We start from the raw sequence: 22,317 nt of genomic DNA, 5'->3' as shown, positions 1-22,317 counted from the left end.
TTAATTAGATTTTTGTCTGGTGGCAAGCCAACACAACACTGCACCTAAAGTCACGCACAACACCCCTTGCCAGAAAATCCACGACAAACTGGTACTCAGAAAAAATGCGGCGAATACCGCAGACAATACCGGAGTAAAGTAAGATGCTCCTGCCAACAAGGTCATGTTGCCAGATAAAATCCCGATGTTCCATGTGCCATACCCTAAGCCAAGTCCTGCAGCAGCCAAGAGTAAAATCAAGCTATTGTCTACGGTGAAATTTAAACTTGGTGCCCCAATAAAAGCATATTTTATCCATAACACCACTGCCACCAAGGCAAAAAACAAAGTCACCACATTGTGTCCTTGGGAAGTGCGTACCGTGACTGCACAATACAAGCCCCACAAGATGGCTGCTGCAAAAGCCAAGCTATAACTGAGTGGATTACTGAGTAAGTTGGCCCATACTTGCGCCATATTCAGCCCAATTTCAGCAGCCAATACCAAAAAAATCCCAATCATAGCGGCCGCACAACCCGGCACAATCAGGCCATTGGCTTTGACATTATTCAATAAAATGGCAAATAACAAAGTAAAAGTCGGCCATAGATAATTGATCATGCCCACTTCAATCGCTTGGCGAGAATTTTGTGCATAGCCAATGGCAAGGGCAAAGCATAATTCATAGGCAATAAACAATAAACTGCCCCAAAATAAATAACGCTTAGGCACGTCTTTTAACTTAGGCAAGCCGATGGTGAAAAATAAAATGAGTGTGGCTAGGGTATAAATCAATGCCGCACCTGCCACAGCACCAAAACTTTGACTCACACTACGCATTAATCCCACGTTACTGCTCCACAAAAACACTGCGCTTAAGCCAATGAGCGTGGCACTGTTTGGCGTTAATTGAGGCAAATATCTGAGCAGCATGGTGGATAATCCTAAGCACAAAAGAGGAAGTTTTATTCTAATTTTCAAGCATGATGAGCCAAATAAAGATCATATTCAAGCCTCACTTACAAAGCATGAAAAAGTGCACTCAATTTGCAGCTCAAAGTAAAAAATTGCCATGATTTTATGGGTAAAAGCACAATCACCTCTGCTATATTAGCAAGCTGTTTAAACACATGAGAATGACAATGTATACCGGTATTGTGCTTGGGACTGAACGCATTGAGGCGATTGAACACCATGATGGGTTTCATACCATTTTTGTCAGCAACCAAAAGGGCTTTATGAATGATGCCTTTATTGGCGCAAGTATTGCGCTTGATGGTACGTGTTTAACGGTTACCGGCATCCATGATGATACAAACCTCGTCAGTTTTGATATTGGGCAGGTCAGCCTTGATTTGACCACATTAGGTCAGTTAAAGGTAGATGATGTGGTCAACATTGAACGCTCATTTAAAATGGGTATGGAAAATGGTGGACACAACCTGTATGGCCATATTGAAGGTACAGCTAAAATCGTCAACATCCTTCATATTGGTCAAACTGTACAGTTTGATATTCAAATCCCGACACACTGCATGAAATACTTTTTCTTAAAAGGTTTTATTGGCTTACATGGCTGTAGTCTGACCATTAACCGGGTAGATTTAGCCGCTGAGCAAATTTCAGTCAATTTAATTCCAGAAACCTTGCGTTTAACTAAATTTGGTCAGATGCAAATTGGAGATCAACTCAATTTTGAGATTGATCAGACCACACGTACTTTGGTTGACACCTTAGAAAACATTTATGCACGTAAGGCATAAGCTTAAAATAACAAGTCAGACTCAAATGAGTCTGACACTGTTTTAAACTTGATGGTCATGATAATAATGAGCCAGTAGTCGATCGAATACATGCATCAATAGCTGTAATGACACACTGCGCACGTCTGACCATTCATTTGAAATGCGCGCATGATTTACATAAGGGCATTCAAATAATAACGTAGGAACTTCTAAGACTTGACCAATATGTTTATCACTATACCCATCACGTGGCACCCCCAACCAAGTTAAAGCAATCTCTGGATTTGGATCATTAAAATGCTGATAATACCAAACAGAAAATTTTTGAAATGCATGCAATAAAATACGTTGACTAAAAGGTTCAGAAGCGCAACCCCAAGATACCGACAAATCACTGTGATCATGGAAATTTAAAAAACATAGGGTCTGTTGTTTATGCTTTTTCACCCAATCGAGTAAAATTTTGCTTTCTATTTCTGAGAGTGCCACTTCGCCTTTATTGCCCTGTGCTTGTAACCAACCTACACTAAAATTACGATTTAAATCCACATTGTTTGCATTTCTACGTTTTGCATGCTTGACTCCCCAAGCATTTAAACACGGGATAATACGTAAATGAAAAGAAGAACGTAGTAAAGATAAGGTCGGATAACTGCGCGGCTCGTAAAACATATGATGTAACATCAGCATGACATTGACGATGGCCGTATACTCTTGACCATGTTGCCCAGAAATCATCAGTAAGGTGGGTAGTGTATTAATTTCCTCAGGTGCACTACGCATTTTTCCAATATGACGTGGTTTAATCCAATATTCACGGATTTCTAAGCCTGTACTTTCATGGCCTAGCACTTGACAGCTCACCTCTTGAGGAAAATTTTCCATCAAACGATCAAAGAAGCCATAGCAAACTTGGAGCATATCACCGCCCATGGCTGCAATTCCATCATTTGCTTGTAAATACCAAGGGTGCAATGTATCGGCTTTAAGCCCGAGCACCCCTATTTTTTTGGTTTTTCTTTGCCAGCTGGAGAAGTACTGATTTTTGTTTTAGACTTTTTTCTCTCAAGTTTAGGCTCTTCCAAGACTTTTTCTTTCAACTTTTTTGCAGCAATTTTCTCGGTCACGTTCTTTCTCGTCGCTATACATATGATATTTTAATGTGGATAAATAATATCTTAATTGATTTATCCTCAAATTTAAGCATGTTTATGGTTGAGGTACAAATCCCTTGAAGAAATTGCTGCATCAACACTTTATTTACCATAACAGTATTAAACAGACATACAGTCTTTTTAGTTAATGCAAGCTTAAGTTATAGCAGCCTCACTAGCTTTGTGATAGTTTTTAGCATCTATAATTAAAAATTGTTTTTATAAATATAAATCATCAAGGACGATATACATGGATCAATTGTTAAAAGACAAAGTCGCATTTATTACCGGATCTGCCAGTGGCATTGGGCTTGAGATTGCGCAAAAATTTGCTGGTGCCGGTGCAAAGGTGGTGATTTCCGATGTCAATGTGGAAAAATGCCAGCAGGCTGTACAACAATTACAACAACAAGGCTTTGAGGTATTCAGTGCGCCGTGCGATGTCAGTGATGAATCCCAATATCAACAGGCCATTCAAGAGAGCTATACCCATTTTGGGCGCTTAGATATTTTAATCAATAATGCAGGATTTCAGCATGTAGCAGCCATTGAAGATTTCCCGACAGCCACCTTTCAAAAACTACTGGATGTAATGTTAGTGGGGGCATTTATTGGCATTAAGCATGTTTTACCCATCATGAAGGGTCAGCAATTTGGCCGCATTATTAATATGGCATCCATTAATGGTTTGATTGGTTTTGCTGGCAAAGCAGGCTATAACAGTGCCAAACATGGGGTCATCGGCTTGACTAAAGTTGCCGCCTTAGAATGTGCCCGTGAAGGAATTACAGTGAATGCTTTATGTCCAGGTTATGTCGATACACCTTTAGTACGTGGTCAGATTGTAGATTTAGCCAAGACGCGTCACATCAGTGAAGATCGTGCACTAGAAGATGTTATTTTAGCTATGGTACCGCAAAAGCGTTTATTGTCGGTTGAAGAAATTGCCGACTATGCGATTTTTCTCGCCAGTGATAAATCCGGTGGTATCACCGGTCAGGCCGTGGTAATGGATGCAGGCTACACTGCTCAATAAACAATCTGATCTAAATACCGCCCTTACCGGCGGTATTTTTATTAACAAATCAGCAATAAGCGATATTCACCGTCTTGTTCAAGCGGTGCACGATGCACACAAGGCGCAACTTGCTGCGTAGGATGATCAACAGCCAAACGCCATAGGTGACCTTGTCCCAAATTGATCGGCTTGGCATCGGGTAAAGGCTGATAATGCAAATCAAAAAAGTATTCTGTCAAAAACTGCTCAAAATCAGCTTCAGGCCCATCATACAGCGCACGAAGTTGCTCGCGAATACTTGGAATTAAGATTTTTTGTTGCACTTGAGCATTGGGCAAAATATCACTGGCTGCACCATGATAGGTACACAAAAAAGTATCTGTGGCGATGGGCGAACGATCAACATGATATGAATACACATCTGTTGCAATAAAGTCCAGCTCATCATCACGTTCATAGCACTGAATGAGATTGAGTACAGGTGCTGCACCAATTTGTGTCAGCTGCTGTACATCTTGCAAAATGATTTGACGTGCGATTTCACCCTGTGGCGAAAGATGCAAGACCTCTAAATCAGCAACAGAAACTTCCGTCACTTGTTCATGTAAGGTAAGTTGACTAACAATTTCTTTAAAATCACCGCATAACTCTCTTTGCCAACATAAGGCATTGACCTCATGCTGGAATTGATGGGAGATCAAATCAGAAAAATTAGCCACCACTGCTAGATTAGGGTAATCAAATAAACAAGGCATCATCGTACACGGTAAAAAAAGCCACATGATCATAATGCAATTTATGCACAATACGCAGTTTTTTCATCTATAAGCGTATAGTTAAAAGCCAATATACTCCTTACTACTAAAAAATTTTAAAATACAGCAGCACATTGAGTCTTAGCTGGGGATTACTGGCTAAAAAGGTACTACCTCAAAAATAAAGATAAAGTAAAAAAATCTCTATGATTAGTAATAATTTTTTATAAATACGTTAAAATCGCCGTGTTTTGTCACAAGCAAAAAATATACAAGTCAGTGGATGGATCATTTTCAGGTTTCTGGATCGACCAAATACACAAAGGAGAGGAAAGGATGACCGGTTCTTATATCACAATTGAAAACGGCAATAAAAAATTTAACGCGTACCTTGCAGTGCCTGAAGCAGGCAAAGGGCCGGGCATTGTATTGTGCCAAGAAATCTTCGGCGTTAATGCTGTCATGCGTGAGAAAGCTGACTTTTTAGCAGAAGAAGGCTATACAGTTTTAGTACCAGATTTATTTTGGCGTGCCGAAGCTGGCATTGAACTCGGTTATACCGAAAGCGATTTTGGCCGTGCCTTTGAATTGTACCAAGGCTTTGACGAAAACTTAGGTGTTGAAGACATTCAAGATACCTTAGCCACCTTAAAATCTTTAGACGTATGTGATCAAGATGCAGGTCTTGGCGTGGTGGGCTACTGCCTAGGCGGTAAACTGGCTTACTTAGCAGCCTGTCGTTTGCCTGAGGTCGCTTGTGCAGTGGGTTACTATGGCGTAGGGATTGAAAATAATTTAGATGAAGCCGCCAATATTCAAGGTAAGCTTGTTTTACATATGGCAGAACTGGATCAATTCTGTCCAAGCGAAGTTCGTGAGCAAATCCGTACAGCCCTATCCGCCCATAAACACGTCAAAACATTCTTATACCCAAATGTCGATCATGCCTTTGCTCGACCACATGGTGCTCACTACGACAAACCAAGTGCATTAATTGCGCATGAACGCAGTATTACTGCCCTACGTCAAGCGATTGGTCCTCACTATGACTTAGAAGCGATTTGGGAAGAGCACTGCAAATACGAATTTGAAACCCGTGATGTACCTGCAACGATGGCAACCATGGTGGCAGAGCCGTATGTGAATCATATTCCGACGCTGACAGGCGGCGTGGGGTATGCACAATTATCACGTTTTTATCGCCATCACTTTATTCATAACAACCCACAAGACATGAGCTTGGTATCGATCTCACGTACGGTGGGTGTGACCCAAGTGGTGGATGAATTTATCATGCGCTTTACCCATGATCGTGAAATTGATTGGTTAGTGCCTGGGATTGCACCGACGGGTAAATTTGTTGAGATTCCGATGTTGGGCGTGATTAAGTTCCGTGGTCCGAAACTCTGTCATGAGCATATTTATTGGGATCAAGCGAGTGTGTTGGTACAGTTAGGTTTACTTGATGCGAAAGGTGTGCCTGTTGCAGGGGCAATCACTGCGCATAAACTGCTGGATGAAAATATTGAATCGAATCAAATGATGCCGACTTGGCCATCAAGTGAAGGCAAACCGATTGATTAATTGATTGCACCATTACATGGATCAAGGAGCAACCTCTTTGATCCATGCTGTTTGCATCGGTATTTACATTCATTGATCTATATTTAAGTTTTTGAAGCAGCACGTCTCATGGAATGACGTATAAGGGGGGAGCGTGTCTCAACATCCATTTTTACAAAAAAATAAATTCTTATTAGGTTCATTTGCAAGCAATTGTTCCAGCGGCATGACCATCTCTACATTACCTGAGCGTTGGGATGCAAGCTGGGAAAATAACTTAAAACTTGCTGAACTCCTTGATGACGCAGGTATTGATTTTATGCTCCCAATTGCGCGTTTCACCGGCTATGGCGGTGAAACCGATTTCCAAGGTAGCATCTTAGAAACCATGACATGGACCTCTGCATTACTTGCACGTACCCAAAATTTAGTGGTCTTTGCCACCATTCAAACCGCGGTCAATCATCCAGTTGTGGTGGCGAAACAAATTGCCACCATGTCTAAAATTGGTAACGATCGTGTGGGCTTAAATATTGTAGCTGGTTGGAATAAGCCAGAGTATGAGGCTTTAGGTCTAACACTGCCTGATGATCACGAGACACGTTATGGCTATGCTCAAGAGTGGTATGATCTGGTCAAACAGGTCTGGGAAAGTGAGGAGGCTTTTGATTTTGAAGGTAAATATTTCCAAACCAAAGGCACGTATGGTAAGCCACGCCCGGATTACATTCCGCCGATTTTCAATGCTGCGGGCTCAAAAAATGGGCGTGAATTTGCAATCACCAATGCAGACTTTTTATTTACACCCGTTTCTGATTTAAGCCGTTCAGCTGCTGAGGTTGAAGAACTCAAAGCTTTAGGACGAGCTAAAGGTCGTGATACCCAAGTGATGACCTTTTCGCATGTGATTTGTCGTGCGACAGAACAAGAAGCCCAAGCGGAATGGGAGAGACAATTAGCGCATACGGATATGGCGGCGTTAGACAACTTAATGAATTTAATGTTTGCCCATGCACAAAGTTTCCCACCCGAGATTCGTCAACAGTTACGTGATCGAATGGCAGTCGGGCATGGCGGTTTTCCATTGGTGGGTACACCTGAGCAAATTGCAGATCAAATCGTTGCATTACATACGGCAGGCTTTAGTGGTACGACCTTATCCTTTTTGGATTATGTTGAGGAGTTCCCATACTTCGGTGATCATGTTTTACCTTTACTCCAAGCTAAAGGTCTACGTTAATTGCTAGACAAGCCAATCTGATTTGATTGGCTTGCTTTTTCTGTAAATATGCTAGCTTCTCAACTAGTATGGAATGGATAATTTCTTTAATCGAGAGATTAATGTGGTCGGGTTAATGCCTAGTAAATGCGCGGCGCCATCTTTACCAAAAATTTTACCATCACAGCATTGAACAGCATTTTTAAGATTTTGAATTTCTAAAGCTTTTAAATCTTCTACAGTGAGAATATTTACTTGTGCTATTGGCACTTGATGTAAAGCAATCGAATGAGACATTGTGGATTGTATTTCTTGTTCCAGCAAATATTGGAATGACACTACCCCATGCCGTGCTGTAATCATGGCACGTTCCAATACATTTTGTAGCTCACGAATGTTACCCGGCCAATTATAACGCTGTAATTCTTGAATATGTTTTTGACTAAAAGCCAAATAAGGCACCTTACGTTGCTCGCTAATGAGTTTGCTAAAATGACGCACCAAAAGCGGAATGTCTTCTTTACGCTCCCTCAGCGCAGGTGCAAAAATCGGAAAAACATTAAGACGGAAATACAGGTCTTCACGGAATCGTTTTTCTTGTACTTCACTTTTTAAGTTTCGATTGGTCGCAGCAATAATGCGGACATCAACTTTACGCGTACGTTCCTCACCCACGCGTTCAAAGGTTCCTTCTTGTAAAACACGGAGCAATTTGCTTTGTAGCTCCAGTGGAATTTCTCCAATTTCATCCAAAAATAAGGTCCCTTGATCGGCCAATTCAAAACGTCCAGCGCGGTCACGAATTGCACCGGTAAATGCCCCTTTCACATGACCAAAAAATTCACTTTCAAACAGTTCAGCAGGAATCGCGGCACAGTTGACACGAATCAAAGGATGCTGTTTACGATGACTGGATTGGTGAATCGCGCGGGCAATCAATTCTTTGCCTGTACCGGATTCACCATAAATCATCACGTTGGCATCGGTTACAGCCACAACCTTAATTTTCTCAATAATCTCTCGAATAGAGCCACTGTTGCCTACAATTTCATGGTACTGATTGTCTTGTAAAATTTCTTCTTGAAGATATTCATTTTGTTGCTCAAGACGACTTTTTAAATGTTGTAGTTCATTTAAGGCTTGAGTGAGTTTGGTCTCAGTATTTAAACGTTCTGAAATATCGCGAAATACCACGACTGCACCAATAATTTCACTCTCTCGAATGACAGGGGTACTGGTAAATTCCACAGGGAAATAACTGCCATCGACCCGCCAAAAAATTTCCTGAATACCTTCATAAATTACGCCATCATGTACAGCTGCATAAATTGGGCATTCATGTACAGGGTAATGCTGGCCATTTTCGTGAGTATGATGGTGGACTTGGTGAATATTTTTACCTAAAACGTCTTCGGGTTTTAAGCCCAACATTTTGGCACCGACAGGGTTAATAAAGGTACATAAACCTTGCGGATTAATACTGTAAATCCCATCACCCACAGAACTGAGCAATAAATGTTTGCCTGTATCTGAGTCAATAAACAGCTCTTGTAAAGCTTGCCATTCTATTAATCCGGCACGAAAGGCTTTATCGGCATTTTTATTCAGTTGACGCAGTTCAAGGTCTTTTACATCAACCAATGACCAAATCATATAGTCATGCTGCTGATAAGGAAGATGTACTGCATGTACATCGAGTTGGATTTTCTCACCGTCACGATCAAAGGCAAAAACTTCATTGTTCCACGCTTGGCCTTTGGTGAGGGTTTCTTCGGTAAAGGCAATCAGTTGAGGAAGTAAAGTGAAATGCCCAAAGATAGAGGTCACTGATTTTTTGAGTAATTCATGACGTTCAAAACGAAATAGTTCGCAGGCTGCAAGATTAAAATCAACAAAACGATTTTCTTTAGGGTCTAAGACCATGATGGCTTGTTTGGTATGTTCAAAAGCCAATGGGCGTAAAGAGGCTTCTGAGTTGTCCCAGCCTGAGATATAGTCGCTTATCATATTATGAATTTTCGTAGTTATTGCTATGAAATTTCATAATAATACGAAATTTCATAATTTAGAAGAATTTTCATGTATTTATTATTTTAAAGCTTAAATAAATAAAAATTATATAAAACAAATAGATAAAATTAATTTTCTGTTTTTTAGAAACTTGGCACGGCTTTAGCCTTAACTCAGACAAACCCATTGAGGTTGTTTAACTTACACGTCGGAGCAGGTTATGCCAAAAGTAGATATCGAACATTATAACGATGGTGATTTTCTCGTCGATTACGAAGAAAAAGTATTTGAAGATGTTAAAGCAGAACCAGGTGAAAAAGCCTTAGTGACTTTCCATACAGTTGCATTTGAAGGTTCGATTGGCTTAGTCAATGTTTTACAAGCCAAACGTTTATTACGTAAAGGCTTTGAAACCAAAATCTTACTGTATGGCCCAGGGGTACAACTTGGCGTACAACGCGGTTTTCCAACTTTAGGTGCGGAAGCTTTCCCTGGTCATTTGGCAGTCAATAATCAGCTTAAAGCATTTATGGCAGAAGGTGGCGAAGTCTATGCCTGCCGTTTCGCCCTACAAGCCTTATATGGTCAAACTGAAAAAGCCCTTATTTCAGGTATTCGTCCTATCAATCCACTGGATGTCATGGACTTGAAATTGCTGATGCGTCGCGATAATGCACTTATTATCGATACGTGGACAATGTAATTTATTGATTTAGAAGAAATAAGGAGTAAAAGGCATGCATCAAATTGTCAAAGCTGCAGCAGTGCAATGTAGCCCAGTGTTATATAGCCAAGCGGGCACGGTAAAAAAAGTCTGTGACTTCATTACAGAACTGGGCAAGCACGGGGTGCAATTTGCAGTTTTTCCAGAGACCGTGGTGCCGTATTACCCTTATTTCTCCTTTGTGCAACCGCCATTTGCCATGGGTGCAGAACATTTAAAGTTGCTGAATGAGTCAGTGCTTGTGCCTTCCGAGGCAACCGACTTAATTGGTGCAGCATGCCGTCAAGCACACATGGTCGTATCCATTGGTGTGAATGAACGTGTCGGTGGCACGATTTATAACGCGCAATTGTTATTTGATGTTGATGGTCAGATCATTCAACATCGCCGCAAAATTACCCCAACCTATCATGAACGTATGGTATGGGGACAGGGCGATGGTAGTGGATTATGCGCTATAGATTCTGCCGTTGGGCGTATTGGTTCATTGGCGTGTTGGGAACACTACAACCCATTGGCACGTTTTGCCTTAATGGCGGATGGTGAGCAAATCCATGCGGCAATGTTCCCAGGTTCTTTAGTTGGACAAGTCTTTGCCAATCAAATTTCAGCCACCATTCAACACCATGCACTTGAATCAGGTTGCTTTGTGGTGAATGCCACTGCATGGCTGACACCTGAGCAACAGCAACAAATTATGCAAGATACGGGATGTGAAATTGGCCCCATTTCAGGTGGCTGTTTTACTGCCATCGTATCACCTGAAGGTAAATTTTTAACCGAGCCTTTGACTGAAGGAGAAGGCTATGTGATTGCGGATTTGGATTTTAGCTTAATTGATAAACGTAAACGCATGATGGATTCGGTGGGACATTATAGCCGTCCAGAATTACTCAGTTTGTTGATTGATCGTCGATCCACCCAAGTCTTACATGAACGTTCAAATACCAATTCACTCCCTGATTCATCAAAAGAAGTCGTCCTGAATGTCGAAAATCATTACAGCAACGTTTAAACACGAATAGATCTATTGCACTAAAGACAAGAAAAATACCGAAGGAGAATGCCATGTCAGCAGTTGAATTATTAAGTGAATTACAGTGCAACGGACTGAAATGGGAAGGGGATATCGGTCTTGCACGTAAAGGTGGAGCGGGACCAAGTGACCATAAAGCACTGAGTTTACAAGGACACACCATGATGATTCCTGTCCTCAATTTAGCTGCCAAAGATTCTCCTTATACAGCCAAGCAAGAACATGATACTAACAATGTGATGGTGTTCAAAAATAAAGTCCAAGTAGCGACCTTGAGTGCGCCAAAACGTCCAAAGTTTTATGACTTAAAAACACAAGATGGTATTCCTTTTGAGCAAATTGCGACATTACATAGTCATGATGTATTAGCAACCACCGTGTTACAGCATTGTATTCGGATGAATGACAAATCAACGGCCTGTCAATTCTGCTCGATTGATCAATCTTTACAAGATTCACGAACTGTGATTCGAAAGCGCCCGGAACAATTGGCTGAAGTGGCAAAAGCAGCTGTTGAGCTAGATGGTGTTAGTCAAATGATTCTGACCACAGGCACACCGAATACACCAGACCGCGGTGCCGCAATTTTATTGGATTCAGTTGTCGCGATTCGAAAAGCTGTTGAGATTCCAATACAAGTGCAATGTGAGCCACCAAACGACTTTTGATGGTTTCAAAAACTCAAAGATGCAGGAGTCGTCTCGATTGGTATGCATTTAGAAGCGGTCAGTGAGCGAGTACGTCAGCAGATCATGCCAGGCAAAGCACAAGTCTCATTAGACACTTACTTTCGCGCATTTCAAGCAGCGGTTGAGGTTTTCGGTCGTGGTCAAGTGAATACCTATATTTTGGCAGGTCTAGGCGATACACAAGAGGAAATTTTAGATATGACTGCCCAACTAACACAAATGGGCGTCTATCCATTTGTTGTGCCTTTTGTCCCCATTCAAGGCACACCACTGGAACATCATCCAAAACCTGAACCGAGCTTTATGCAGGCACTGTATACAAAAATTGGTGCTCAGCTGAAGCAATATGGTTTGAAGTCTGAAGAGACGCAAGCGGGCTGTGCCAAATGTGGTGCCTGTTCTTCTCTAAAAGCCTACGAATAGGAGATGAATTATGTATCTTGATGATGATCTGTGCAATAACACATGGCTGAAACAAGTTAATGCAGAATTACAGCATTACTTGTCTGATGAATTTATCAGTGCTGATATTGTCATTAAATTGGTCAGTGAAGATTGGGAACGCCGCGAATATTATCGATTACGTGAAGCCACCTTTCGCGATGAGCAACAGTTACTCAAAGAAGATCGTGATGAGTACGACTTTAAAGCCTTCGGGATTGTGGCAATTGGACAGATGTTTGGTGAGCCTGATCGTGTGATTGGTGCAGTAAGGATTTTCCCTGACGGTGAACAGACATGGTGGGGAGGGCGTTTATGTGTCGATCCAATATATCGTCGCCATCATTCAATTGGCAAAGCCTTAATTAATGCAGCAGTCTCAACAGCGAAAAAATTAGGCTGCCAAAATTTTCTAGCCACAGTACAACAACAAAATGAACGTTACTTTCAACGCTTACATTGGCGAAGTCAAAGCCAAATTACTGTCGCTAATCTGCCACATGTACTGATGCAAGCTGACCTTCAGCCTTATCCACTCGCGTATATGACACAAGCCTATATGCAATATTCATTCACTGAGCAGGAGATCTAAATGACACGTTTAGAATTAAATCAGTTGATGAAGATGTTGCGGCAAACGCCAGCGATGCAATCCAAGATCAATATCGGGCATGCCATTCAGGTCAATGCAGCACAAGCCAAAAATTTACAAGATTTTTATGCATTACCCGGTGATGACACAGCAGCAATACCCACAGATCAAGGCTATTTACTGCATGCCTGTGAGGGCATGATCCCAAGCTTCGTAGAACAGTATCCGTATTTCGCCGGCTGGTCCGCCGTGATGGCAAATGTCAGCGATATTGCAGCCATGGGCGGTCGAGCGACCTCTATCGTGAATAGTTTTTGGCATACCCATGCGGACAAAGCACATGAATTAATCCGAGGGATGCAAGATGCCTGTCGGCATTATGCCGTGAATTTTGCAGGCGGACATACCCATATTGATCCGAGCTTTCAGCCTGCTTTATCTGTCGCGATTCAAGGACAAGCTAAGAAATTATTATCTGTCATGCATGTTCAACCAAAGCAAAACATTTTACTGGTTTTGAATATGAATGGCACATTTCATCCCAATACCACCTATTGGAAATGCTTTGAAGATGTGTCAGCTGAGATTTTACAAGCGCAATTAGCGTTGCTTCCTCAAGTGGTAGAACAAGGTCTAGCGATGGCAGCGCGTGATATTAGCAATGCAGGTATTTTAGGCAGTTTGCTCATGTTGTTAGAAGCCACAGGGACAGGTGCAATGCTTCAACTTGACAACATCCCTAAACCAAGTGAAGTGAGCTGGGCGCATTGGTTACAGCTCTTCCCGAGTTATGGTTTTTTACTCACGGCAGATGCAGAGCATTGTGATGCCATGAGAACCTTATTTGCCGATCAGGACTTGCACTGTGTGGTCATAGGGCAGGTCAATGCCACAGGATCTGTACAAGTCAGCTATCAAGATACATCTGCTAAATTTTGGGATTTTAAAACAGAAGCATTTACAGGGCTGTGTTATGCCAAAGATCTACAACGTATACGACAGCATTGTTATGAAACAAGACAAACGGAGCCATGCGTATGCCAAGCGTAAATTTTACGGTGAAATGGCCAAACGGTCAGCAAGAGAATTTTTATTCACCAAGCACCATTGTTTATGAATATTTCAAAAAAGGTCAGCAATGGCAAGGACATGAATTTTTAACTCAGGCTGAAACGGCATTACAAGCAGCTTCTGAACGCGTTCGAGCGCGTTATGGATTTGCCTGTAGCTCTGCCATGGATACCTTCAACCGGATTCAGGACAAAGCGCATCATCTGGCGTTACAGCCAACAGATTATATTGAAATTACAGATATTTATAATATCGATTAAAGGAGATCATGATGTTTCAGCCTACAGCATTAAAATCACATTATGATGTCGTGATCATCGGTGGTGGCCAAGCAGGGTTATCGGTCAGCCATTATTTAAAAGCCGCTCATATTGACCATGTGGTGTTAGAAAAAGAAGAAAGCCTGACGCATAGCTGGCGTAAAAAACGTTGGGATAACTTTACCTTAGTCACACCAAATTGGCAGTGTTTATTACCGAATCATCCTTACCAAGGTCAAGATCCTCATGGCTTTATGAAGCGGGATGAAATTGTAAACTACTTAGATGCCTTTATTGAAAAGCTCCAACCACCTGCTATTGTGAATATTGCAGTCGAGCAAGTGACCAAAATCGCAGAGCACCATTTTGAAATACAAACTACTCAAGGTAAAACCACAGCCAATCAAGTGGTGGTTGCTGCTGGTGGCTACCATACCCCGATATACCCAAAACTGAGTTCGAGCTTACCTGATACGGTATATAACATTCATTCAGAACAATATTTTAATCCTGAACAATTGCCTGAAGGCAACGTATTGGTTGTGGGGTCAGGACAGTCTGGGGCACAAATCGCCGAAGATCTTCATTTGGCGGGTAAGAAAGTCTATCTATCGATTGGTGATGCACCTCGCTGTGCACGTTTTTATCGTGGAAAAGATGTCGTTCAATGGCTATTTGATATGGGGTATTACGAAACCACGGTTAAAGACCATCGCTATAGTGAAAAAGTACGCAGTAGTACCAATCATTATGTAACAGGTCGCGATGGTGGTCGAGATATTGATCTGCGTAAATTTGCTTTAGAAAGGATGCAGTTATTTGGACGTTTTGCCGATTATAAAGATGGGCATTTATATTTTGAACGCAATTTAAAGCAAAATTTAGACAACGCAGATGCCACGTATAACCGCATTAATGCGTCGATTGATCACTATATTGAAACACATGCAATTGAAACAGCTCAACCTGCAAGTCTCTATACGCCCGTTTGGCAACCTGACATTGAGCCAACTGAGATTGATCTAAAAGCTGAAAATATCACAACTATTATTTGGTGTATTGGATTTAGACCTGACTATGGCTGGATTGATTTAGACATTTTTGAAGCAAATGGTTATCCAAAGCATGACCGCGGTATAACCGTAGATGCTGATGTTAGCTTTATTGGTCTACCTTGGCTATATACGTGGGGGTCTGGACGTTTCCTTGGGATCAATCAAGATGCACAGTATGTGTCTGAACATATTGTGAATCGGCATAAAATATTTGTGCATAAATATGCAGAAATGATTGCCTAGATGAGTTGATTCATTGGCTACGCGATGACCAAATATGTACTCGGGTCATCGCGGTTGTTTAAGAAGGAGCATAGCCGTTGCTCCAGACATCCATAGCATGCTGTAAATGCCCACGTTTCACATAAAGCACCGCACCTTGAGCAGTTGCTTGTAATGCTAGATGACTGTTTTGCGGAAGTCGCATCCAAGTGCCTGTAGGGTATAAGTCTGAACCATTAGCCAGCTCACCTGAAAGAATGAATATTTCAATCCCATGTTTGTCGCTTTCAATGAAAGATTGATGTGCGACGAGCTTTTCTAAAAAGGTCTTTTCAAATTCAGATTCATATAATGGGCACAGATGACGATCTTGTATGAATATCCAATTTTTGGGGTCATGGGTATCAATACGCGTTGGTTTTCGCTCCTGATTGGTCATTTGCATCAATTTGACAAAAATCCGGCAGCCGAACTCACTTGAAACTTCATGAGCGGATAGGTGTGGATTACGCATATACCAACCTGTTGGGTAATGTTGATCCTGATCTTCAGTAAAAATGCCTGATAACACCAAAACTTCTTCACCCAAAGGATGCTGATGTTGAGGAAAGCGCGACTGAGGTGCAAACTCAACTAAGCTTGTGGCACGTGCTTTTTCTTCACCAATGCGATCTAACATCATTCGATTGACTTCACCACCGGGTGATTTGAGCCATTGATAATTCTCAGGAGCAATAATGACAGGTTGAGAGAAATCTGCATGAATAAACATAGAGGAAATTCCTGCTAAGGATAATAGAAGAAAATTACACCAGTGCTACCAATTTTAGCTGACTCTAATACATAAGGTTGATGATGAAAGTTACGATTTCTGTTTAGCTTTTTGACGTAAAACATACAAATATAAGCTTTCTACTTTTTCCCGTGCCCATGGTGTAGTACGCAAAAATCGTAAGGATGATTTAACACTTGGATCTATGCAAAAACATCTAATTTCAATTTTACGGCTTAAGCCTTCAAAGCCACCGTAGTAATCCAATAATTCATCCAAAATGTCAGCAAGCTTTTTGCCATGTAAAGGGTCATTGGAAGTATTCATATCATAGATCAATATTTTGGGAGGTGATCATTATAACCTAAACGCATAAAAATATGAGAAGGTTATAATTCAGCACCGCTGATACACACTATAGCCAGATGACTCTATTTTTTTTAACTTATGTTTACCTAAAGTTTAGTTCATAAATAAAACATAAAATATATCTATAAAATTTAATAGCTTAGAAAGAATTTTTATTTTTAATGAAAAACTTAGTTCATGAACCTATCGGAAAAGGTCAATTTTTGAAAAATAGCAAGAGAATGTATTTGATTTAACCTAAATAAGCGTCTGGTAGAGGTCAAAATGCAAGGTCATAAGGTGGGATATGTTGACCAAAATATTAGACGTCAACTTGACGGAATTGAGCTCGACCGGGTTTTTGTTGATAAGGCCTCTGGAAAAAATACTGCCCGCCCGAAATTTCAGGAAATGCTGAGCTATGTCCGTGAAGGGGACATGATTGTTGTTCACTCTATGGATCGTTTCGCTCGGAGTCTGAAAAATTTAGTTACTGAAGTTGATCAGCTCGTAAAGAGGGGAGTCGCCATCCAGTTTGTCAAAGAGAATATTCTACTTTTAGATCCTATTATTTTTAGGGAGATTACCGGAGCAGTCTACTTTTTGAAGTGCCTATCATAAATTCTGATTTCTATTTGCAACAGTAACGTTATACTTAAGCCATTAATTTTTAGTATATTTGAGTTAATCAAGAGGGGGAGAATAATGCAAATTTCTAATTTAAGAATAAGTGGATTCAGGTCTTTTGGTCTAGATGTTGTTGATATTCCTTTAGTCAGTAAAATGTCGACATTTATTGGTCTAAATAGTTCAGGTAAAACTACAGCTTTAGAGGCACTAAGAAAAGTATTCGGTACATCTTTATCAGAACGAGAAATTTATAGAGAAGATTTTCATATTGCATATAATGAAGATCCAACAAATATTACAAATAGAAAACTTTCTATAGAAGTAAAAATAAAATTCACAGAAGAAGAAAGTCAAAAAGATGCAATTATTCATCTTTTTCCAGCTATGGTCGTAGGTGGAGTTGGTGAAGATCCGTATGTACGAATTAGATTAGAAGCTACATGGGAAAAATCTGAAATAGTCCCAGATGGTGAAATAGAAGTAAATACTTATTTTATATCTATGGCTGATGGTCTTAATGAGAAAGATGAGGATAAAAAACCAGTTCCAAATCATTTACGAAATTTGATACAAATATTATATGTTCCTGCAATTAGAAGACCATCAGAGCAGATTAAATATGCATCAGGTAGTATTTTATATAGGATATTAAAAAAGATTGAATGGAATGATTCTTTTAAAGAAAATTTTGATACCCAAATTAATAAAATCAATGATTCTTTTCAAGGATTAAGTGAATTTTCAACAATCCAAAATTCAATCTCTGATATATGGAGTAAATTCCATAAAGATGAAAGGTATAGCGATACTTCTATAGGATTTAGTAATAGCAATTTCGATGAAATTTTAAAAAAAATAGAAATTTCTTTTAGCCCTACAGGAACCCATAAAACCTTTAGTGTAAATGAATTAGGTGATGGTTATCGCTCAATGTTTTATTTAACTCTTGTGTGTGCTTTATTGGAAATTGAGGATACCTTAACAAAATCGTCTAATGACAAAAGTATAGAATTTACACGGCCATTATTAACCATACTTGCAGTAGAAGAGCCGGAGAATCATATTGCACCCCAATTACTTGGAAGAGTTGTTAAAATTTTGAACTCAATTTCCTTACAAGAGAATTCCCAAGTATTATTTTCTTCCCATACTCCAGCCATTGTTAAAAGAATAGATCCAGAAAATATTTTACACTTTAGAATTACAGAAAAATATATAACTCAAGTTAATTGTATTAAATTACCAAATAAAGCTGATGATGCCTATAAATACATAAAACAGGCAATACATAATTATCCTGAAATATATTTTGCTCGTTTAGTTGTGATTGGAGAAGGTGATACAGAAGAAGTTATTTTTGAACATCTCATGAGAGTTAAAGATCTAGATTTTGATGATAATATAGTTACATTTGCTCCATTAGGTCATAGATTCGTTAGCCACATCTGGAAATTACTAAATACTCTACACATTCCTTATATAACTTTATTAGATCTCGACTTAGAGCGAGAAGGTGGTGGATGGGGAAGAATTAAATATATTTTACAAGAACTTATTGAAATTGGAGTTTATAAGAATGATCTCTTAAGGTTAGAAAATAATAGAATTTTATCTGATAAAGAATTAGAGGAAATGCATACCTGGGAGGTCAGTAAAAAATATTTATGTAGTTTAAATGGTTGGGTAGATTTTCTAAAAAAATATAATGTATTTTATTCAGCACCATTAGATTTAGATTTTTTGATGTTGAAGCATTATCCAAACTTCTACAAACAAAATATACCTAAAAATGGTGGACCAAGAATTCCTGATAAAGATAAAGATGTAATATCTTTTAATAAAAAAGTTGTTGATGGAGTGGCTGCGACCCTTAAATCAGAAAATGCAAAAGGTATTACCTATTCTGATGAGGAAAAAGAATTAATGATTTGGTATAACTATCACTTTTTAAGTAGAGGTAAACCTACAACGCATATTCTAACCTTAGCAAATATAGATCAAGAATCTCTAGAAGATAATCTACCTATAATTTTTAATGAAATTTTTAGTTGCATTAAAAACCTATTAAATTTAAAAGATGATTAATAGTATTAAATGATGTATATGAAATATATAGAAATAAAAGATTGGCATCCTAGTGATGGTTTAAATCTTGAGACGAATGCTCTTCATGTAGTAAAAAGTTCTGAAAACACTCTAGTTATAGCAGGACCAGGAGCTGGAAAAACTGAAATGCTTGCCCAAAGAGCAAATTTCTTACTACAAACAAATACATGTGTTTATCCAAGAAAAATTTTGGCTATTAGCTTTAAAAAAGATGCATCTTTAAATCTACATGAAAGGGTAATGAAAAGAAGTGGAGAAAAATTAGCAAGAAGATTTGAATCTTTAACTTTTGATTCTTTTGCTAAGCAAATATTAGATAGGTTTAAACAAGGACTACCTGAATCACTATTAATTTCTGATAATTATGAAATTTTAACTACTGACCAGAATAAAATAATATTAAATTATTATAAAAGTATAGATATTGATTTTTATAACTCAACGATGGAAAGTGATATTTTAAAATTACATTTTCAAAAATTACCACTTTTGGAAACTGATAAATATCAAAAGACTAGAAAAAAAGCATGGGAAAAAATGCTGACAGAATCACCTAGTAAGTTAACATTTCCTATGGTTATGCGCTTGGCTGAATTCATTATTAATATTAATCCTAAAATAAAAAAATATTTACAAGAAACTTATGCCTATGTGTTTCTTGATGAGTTTCAAGATACAACAGAAATACAATATAGCTTTTTTAAAAGTTGTTTTCTAAATAGTAATGCTATCTACACTGCGGTTGGTGATGATAAACAGCGCATTATGCGGTGGGCGGGTGCTCAAGAAACTATTTTTGAAGATTTTAAGCAAGATACAAGAGCGAAAGAGATTCATCTTTTTATGAACTTTAGAAGTGCTCCTAGATTAGTTGAACTTCAAAATTACTTGACTAACCATCTGTTGAAAAAAGATTCTATCGCATCTCCTTCATCTAGATGGAATAAGGAAGATGGAATATGTGAATTATGGCTATTAGCGAACCCAGATCAAGAGCAGGAAAATTTATTAAAAGATATAAAAAAATGGATCTATGAAGAAAATATTAATCCAAGGGATATATGTATACTTGTAAAAGGAAGGTTAGAATTATATACGGGTGAATTAATCAAATATCTTAATAAAAATGGTGTAAATGCCCGCAATGAAGACAAATTTCAAAATTTTCTAACTGAAGAATTTATCGTTTTTATAATTAATTTTTTACGAGCGTGTTCAGAAAAAATTAAAACTGAATCTAGATATTTAGTTTTTAATTTCCTTTCTAATTTATATGATGAAAGCGACACAAATAAGCTATTATTATTTGAATTTTCAATATCACAATTGATTAATAAAACAAAAACAAAATATGATTTTGATAATTTGGAAGATAGAAATACTTTAAAAAATATAATAGATGAAATTATATTTTTTACTGATATTGATAAATTGAGGGCGAAATTTCCAAATTATAGAAATACTCATTTTTTTAGTAAATTAATTCAATCTTTTATTGATGAATTATGGAACTGTTATCAAAATAAAAAAGAATTTTTTGAGTCCATAGATTCTTTTTTAGGTGTTAATACCGTTCCAATCATGACTATACATAAGAGTAAAGGTCTTGAATATCATAGTGTTATATTTATTGGTCTTGAAGATGGAGCATTTTGGTCTTATAAAAAACAAATGGATGAAGATAATTGTGCTTTTTTTGTCGCTTTATCAAGAGCAAAAGAAAGGATTATTTTTACTATAAGCCGTAAAAGAATGACAAATTATGGATTAAAACCACAATCTGTAAAAAGTATTGAAGAAATTATTAATGTATTAAATACTTCATGTCTTGTAGATATTATTGATAAGAGTGAAGAAAATTAATATTTTTAAATAGTTATGTAATCAAGTTCAAACTGATATCAGTCATTAGATGTTATGCCTATAATTGAATGACAGCAGGGGGAGTAGTTGAGGATCTATTGGATAACTTATTGGATTTAAAGATTGATCATATCATCTGTATTTTTAGACTATACCAGACCCCATAATTTGTGTCTCATTTAAATGAAATTTCCCCATACGTTACATGTAACTTTTAAGTTTTTAACTTATTAATTACAACAAATCGAAATAATCTTCTGATCGAGAGCAATATGAAAATTAACAAGGTTGGATATAGGCTTTCTAGTTGGAAGTACGATAGATTTTAGGTGTAGGCTTATTCACCTGAGAATTATATTGCTGAATAAGCTGTTACAGATCGGTTTGTACAAAAAAAGCCCTAGGAAAGTATAAATTAATGAATGACAAAGTAGTTGAAGAGTCTGACCTGCAAGAAGAATCTCAAAGAATAGTGTCTGATAAGATATTTGCGTTAACTCAAATTAGGCATGCAAATCCTCTAATTCGTGCTTTGTGTGCCACTTGGGAAGAGTGTGCATTACAGTTAGTTTATGATTCTGACACCTTTGTTTGAATGGAAGGTGTTGCAAAATGGCAAGCATGTGCTGAATTGCTTTTTAATGACAGTGATCCAGTTATTCGTAAGGTTTGTGCAGAAAACCATGAACATCTAGCTGCTAGGCTGATAAATGACCCTGATGAAAATGTTCGTGCAATGTGTGCTAAATGGGAAACTTTAGCTCCGGAATTAATTCACGATCCTAGTCCTCTCGTTCGTCAAAGTTGTGCTGAAAGCTCTCACCATCTCGCCAAACTAATGATTAATAGCTCTGATTGGCAAGTACGTGCAGGTTGTGCAATCTGGGAAGATTTAGCAGTGCAATTAATGAATGATGTCTCTTGGGAGGTGAGAGTTATTTGTGCTCAACACAAAGGGGTAGCAAACCAATTGAGAGATGATGCAGATTGAACCGTACCGGGTTTGTCGGAGACTCAATATTCTGAGAGACTATTCCGATGAAAAAACCAACCTATACCCCCGAA

Annotated in this window: 20 protein-coding genes and 2 pseudogenes; 15 read left to right on the top strand and 7 right to left on the bottom strand. The window is 38.6% G+C overall.

The window, feature by feature from the left end:
* A complete protein-coding gene (gene yddG / locus Q0Z55_RS05880; RefSeq protein WP_297425541.1) occupies nt 1-912 on the bottom strand; it encodes an aromatic amino acid DMT transporter YddG in 912 nt (303 codons plus the stop codon).
* A 209-nt stretch (nt 913-1,121) separates the two neighbouring features.
* Here yddG and Q0Z55_RS05875 point away from each other — a divergent pair, with 209 nt between their 5' ends.
* Nucleotides 1,122-1,742, top strand: coding sequence for a riboflavin synthase subunit alpha (locus tag Q0Z55_RS05875; RefSeq protein WP_297425644.1), 621 nt, complete (start codon nt 1,122-1,124; stop codon nt 1,740-1,742).
* Nucleotides 1,743-1,784: 42 nt separating this feature from the next.
* On the opposite strand, the gene Q0Z55_RS05870 is transcribed toward Q0Z55_RS05875, so the two are convergent.
* On the bottom strand, nt 1,785-2,645 hold the full coding sequence (locus Q0Z55_RS05870) for a M14 family metallopeptidase (RefSeq protein ID WP_297425538.1): 861 nt from the start codon (nt 2,643-2,645) through the stop codon (nt 1,785-1,787).
* A gap of 80 nt (nt 2,646-2,725) precedes the next feature.
* Nucleotides 2,726-2,851, bottom strand: a complete 126-nt coding sequence (locus tag Q0Z55_RS05865; protein WP_297425535.1) for a hypothetical protein — start codon at nt 2,849-2,851, stop codon at nt 2,726-2,728.
* Between the two features lie 277 nt (nt 2,852-3,128).
* Between Q0Z55_RS05865 and Q0Z55_RS05860 the strand changes: the two genes are divergently transcribed.
* Nucleotides 3,129-3,914 carry a 3-hydroxybutyrate dehydrogenase gene (locus Q0Z55_RS05860; protein ID WP_297425532.1) on the top strand — a complete coding sequence of 262 codons (786 nt, stop codon included), beginning with the start codon at nt 3,129-3,131 and terminating at the stop codon, nt 3,912-3,914.
* Between the two features lie 41 nt (nt 3,915-3,955).
* On the opposite strand, the gene Q0Z55_RS05855 is transcribed toward Q0Z55_RS05860, so the two are convergent.
* Entirely contained in the window at nt 3,956-4,654 is a 699-nt protein-coding gene (locus tag Q0Z55_RS05855; RefSeq protein ID WP_297425641.1) for a DUF1826 domain-containing protein, read from the bottom strand.
* Nucleotides 4,655-4,987: 333 nt separating this feature from the next.
* Between Q0Z55_RS05855 and Q0Z55_RS05850 the strand changes: the two genes are divergently transcribed.
* Nucleotides 4,988-6,235, top strand: coding sequence for a dienelactone hydrolase family protein (locus Q0Z55_RS05850; protein WP_297425529.1), 1,248 nt, complete (start codon nt 4,988-4,990; stop codon nt 6,233-6,235).
* Nucleotides 6,236-6,368: 133 nt separating this feature from the next.
* Nucleotides 6,369-7,454 (top strand): LLM class flavin-dependent oxidoreductase, encoded by a 1,086-nt coding sequence (locus Q0Z55_RS05845; protein ID WP_297425526.1) that lies wholly within the window; start codon nt 6,369-6,371, stop codon nt 7,452-7,454.
* A gap of 63 nt (nt 7,455-7,517) precedes the next feature.
* Here Q0Z55_RS05845 and Q0Z55_RS05840 read toward each other — a convergent pair whose 3' ends face one another.
* Nucleotides 7,518-9,440: a sigma 54-interacting transcriptional regulator gene (locus tag Q0Z55_RS05840; RefSeq protein ID WP_297425523.1), complete on the bottom strand. Its 1,923-nt coding sequence runs from the start codon at nt 9,438-9,440 to the stop codon at nt 7,518-7,520.
* Between the two features lie 223 nt (nt 9,441-9,663).
* Between Q0Z55_RS05840 and Q0Z55_RS05835 the strand changes: the two genes are divergently transcribed.
* The 7 genes and pseudogenes from Q0Z55_RS05835 to Q0Z55_RS05800 all read left to right on the top strand — a co-directional run bounded on the left by Q0Z55_RS05835 (nt 9,664) and on the right by Q0Z55_RS05800 (nt 15,554).
* Entirely contained in the window at nt 9,664-10,146 is a 483-nt protein-coding gene (locus Q0Z55_RS05835) for an MSMEG_0572/Sll0783 family nitrogen starvation response protein (protein ID WP_297425519.1), read from the top strand.
* Between the two features lie 34 nt (nt 10,147-10,180).
* A complete protein-coding gene (locus tag Q0Z55_RS05830; RefSeq protein ID WP_366806824.1) occupies nt 10,181-11,182 on the top strand; it encodes a Nit6803 family nitrilase in 1,002 nt (333 codons plus the stop codon).
* A 53-nt stretch (nt 11,183-11,235) separates the two neighbouring features.
* Nucleotides 11,236-12,315, top strand: a pseudogene (locus Q0Z55_RS12400) (MSMEG_0568 family radical SAM protein).
* Between the two features lie 10 nt (nt 12,316-12,325).
* Complete coding sequence (locus tag Q0Z55_RS05815; RefSeq protein ID WP_297425510.1) at nt 12,326-12,925, top strand: MSMEG_0567/Sll0786 family nitrogen starvation N-acetyltransferase; 600 nt, start codon at nt 12,326-12,328, stop codon at nt 12,923-12,925.
* The gene (locus Q0Z55_RS05810; RefSeq protein WP_297425507.1) at nt 12,926-13,975 is read left to right on the top strand and encodes a sll0787 family AIR synthase-like protein; all 1,050 of its coding nucleotides are present in this window, start codon (nt 12,926-12,928) and stop codon (nt 13,973-13,975) included.
* Nucleotides 13,963-14,256 (top strand): MSMEG_0570 family nitrogen starvation response protein, encoded by a 294-nt coding sequence (locus Q0Z55_RS05805; protein WP_297425503.1) that lies wholly within the window; start codon nt 13,963-13,965, stop codon nt 14,254-14,256. Before Q0Z55_RS05810 ends, Q0Z55_RS05805 begins: the two co-directional genes overlap by 13 nt.
* A gap of 11 nt (nt 14,257-14,267) precedes the next feature.
* Nucleotides 14,268-15,554, top strand: a complete 1,287-nt coding sequence (locus tag Q0Z55_RS05800) for an MSMEG_0569 family flavin-dependent oxidoreductase (protein ID WP_297425500.1) — start codon at nt 14,268-14,270, stop codon at nt 15,552-15,554.
* 58 nt (nt 15,555-15,612) lie between these two features.
* Here Q0Z55_RS05800 and Q0Z55_RS05795 read toward each other — a convergent pair whose 3' ends face one another.
* Nucleotides 15,613-16,305: a cupin domain-containing protein gene (locus tag Q0Z55_RS05795; RefSeq protein ID WP_297425497.1), complete on the bottom strand. Its 693-nt coding sequence runs from the start codon at nt 16,303-16,305 to the stop codon at nt 15,613-15,615.
* Nucleotides 16,306-16,395: 90 nt separating this feature from the next.
* Entirely contained in the window at nt 16,396-16,632 is a 237-nt protein-coding gene (locus tag Q0Z55_RS05790) for a VF530 family DNA-binding protein (RefSeq protein WP_074947644.1), read from the bottom strand.
* 306 nt (nt 16,633-16,938) lie between these two features.
* On the opposite strand from Q0Z55_RS05790, the pseudogene Q0Z55_RS05785 reads away from it, so the two are divergent.
* The 4 genes and pseudogenes from Q0Z55_RS05785 to Q0Z55_RS05770 form a co-directional block, all read left to right on the top strand.
* Nucleotides 16,939-17,205, top strand: a pseudogene (locus Q0Z55_RS05785) (recombinase family protein); the annotation flags it as partial.
* A gap of 153 nt (nt 17,206-17,358) precedes the next feature.
* Nucleotides 17,359-19,368 carry an AAA family ATPase gene (locus Q0Z55_RS05780; RefSeq protein WP_297425487.1) on the top strand — a complete coding sequence of 670 codons (2,010 nt, stop codon included), beginning with the start codon at nt 17,359-17,361 and terminating at the stop codon, nt 19,366-19,368.
* A gap of 18 nt (nt 19,369-19,386) precedes the next feature.
* Nucleotides 19,387-21,252 carry an ATP-dependent helicase gene (locus Q0Z55_RS05775; protein ID WP_297425484.1) on the top strand — a complete coding sequence of 622 codons (1,866 nt, stop codon included), beginning with the start codon at nt 19,387-19,389 and terminating at the stop codon, nt 21,250-21,252.
* 595 nt (nt 21,253-21,847) lie between these two features.
* On the top strand, nt 21,848-22,243 hold the full coding sequence (locus Q0Z55_RS05770) for a HEAT repeat domain-containing protein (RefSeq protein WP_297425481.1): 396 nt from the start codon (nt 21,848-21,850) through the stop codon (nt 22,241-22,243).
* Nucleotides 22,244-22,317: the final 74 nt, after the last annotated feature.

Source organism: uncultured Acinetobacter sp. (assembly GCF_947626835.1).
GTDB lineage: Bacteria > Pseudomonadota > Gammaproteobacteria > Pseudomonadales > Moraxellaceae > Acinetobacter.
The sequence above is the reverse complement of the archived record's forward strand: the minus strand, read 5'-3'. Positions and strand labels throughout refer to the sequence as shown.

What these genes read in the sequence shown, in the direction of transcription:
- Q0Z55_RS05770 (WP_297425481.1), top strand. Translation starts at nt 21,848, where the DNA reads ATGGAAGGTGTTGCAAAATGGCAAGCATGTGCTGAATTGCTTTTTAAT.
- Q0Z55_RS05810 (WP_297425507.1), top strand. Translation starts at nt 12,926, where the DNA reads ATGACACGTTTAGAATTAAATCAGTTGATGAAGATGTTGCGGCAAACG.
- Q0Z55_RS05860 (WP_297425532.1), top strand. Translation starts at nt 3,129, where the DNA reads ATGGATCAATTGTTAAAAGACAAAGTCGCATTTATTACCGGATCTGCC.
- Q0Z55_RS05775 (WP_297425484.1), top strand. Translation starts at nt 19,387, where the DNA reads ATGAAATATATAGAAATAAAAGATTGGCATCCTAGTGATGGTTTAAAT.
- Q0Z55_RS05835 (WP_297425519.1), top strand. Translation starts at nt 9,664, where the DNA reads ATGCCAAAAGTAGATATCGAACATTATAACGATGGTGATTTTCTCGTC.
- Q0Z55_RS05830 (WP_366806824.1), top strand. Translation starts at nt 10,181, where the DNA reads ATGCATCAAATTGTCAAAGCTGCAGCAGTGCAATGTAGCCCAGTGTTA.
- Q0Z55_RS05875 (WP_297425644.1), top strand. Translation starts at nt 1,122, where the DNA reads ATGTATACCGGTATTGTGCTTGGGACTGAACGCATTGAGGCGATTGAA.
- Q0Z55_RS05780 (WP_297425487.1), top strand. Translation starts at nt 17,359, where the DNA reads ATGCAAATTTCTAATTTAAGAATAAGTGGATTCAGGTCTTTTGGTCTA.
- Q0Z55_RS05815 (WP_297425510.1), top strand. Translation starts at nt 12,326, where the DNA reads ATGTATCTTGATGATGATCTGTGCAATAACACATGGCTGAAACAAGTT.
- Q0Z55_RS05850 (WP_297425529.1), top strand. Translation starts at nt 4,988, where the DNA reads ATGACCGGTTCTTATATCACAATTGAAAACGGCAATAAAAAATTTAAC.
- yddG (WP_297425541.1), bottom strand. Translation starts at nt 912, where the DNA reads ATGCTGCTCAGATATTTGCCTCAATTAACGCCAAACAGTGCCACGCTC.
- Q0Z55_RS05870 (WP_297425538.1), bottom strand. Translation starts at nt 2,645, where the DNA reads ATGCTCCAAGTTTGCTATGGCTTCTTTGATCGTTTGATGGAAAATTTT.
- Q0Z55_RS05790 (WP_074947644.1), bottom strand. Translation starts at nt 16,632, where the DNA reads ATGAATACTTCCAATGACCCTTTACATGGCAAAAAGCTTGCTGACATT.
- Q0Z55_RS05840 (WP_297425523.1), bottom strand. Translation starts at nt 9,440, where the DNA reads ATGATAAGCGACTATATCTCAGGCTGGGACAACTCAGAAGCCTCTTTA.
- Q0Z55_RS05800 (WP_297425500.1), top strand. Translation starts at nt 14,268, where the DNA reads ATGTTTCAGCCTACAGCATTAAAATCACATTATGATGTCGTGATCATC.
- Q0Z55_RS05805 (WP_297425503.1), top strand. Translation starts at nt 13,963, where the DNA reads ATGCCAAGCGTAAATTTTACGGTGAAATGGCCAAACGGTCAGCAAGAG.
- Q0Z55_RS05795 (WP_297425497.1), bottom strand. Translation starts at nt 16,305, where the DNA reads ATGTTTATTCATGCAGATTTCTCTCAACCTGTCATTATTGCTCCTGAG.
- Q0Z55_RS05855 (WP_297425641.1), bottom strand. Translation starts at nt 4,654, where the DNA reads ATGATGCCTTGTTTATTTGATTACCCTAATCTAGCAGTGGTGGCTAAT.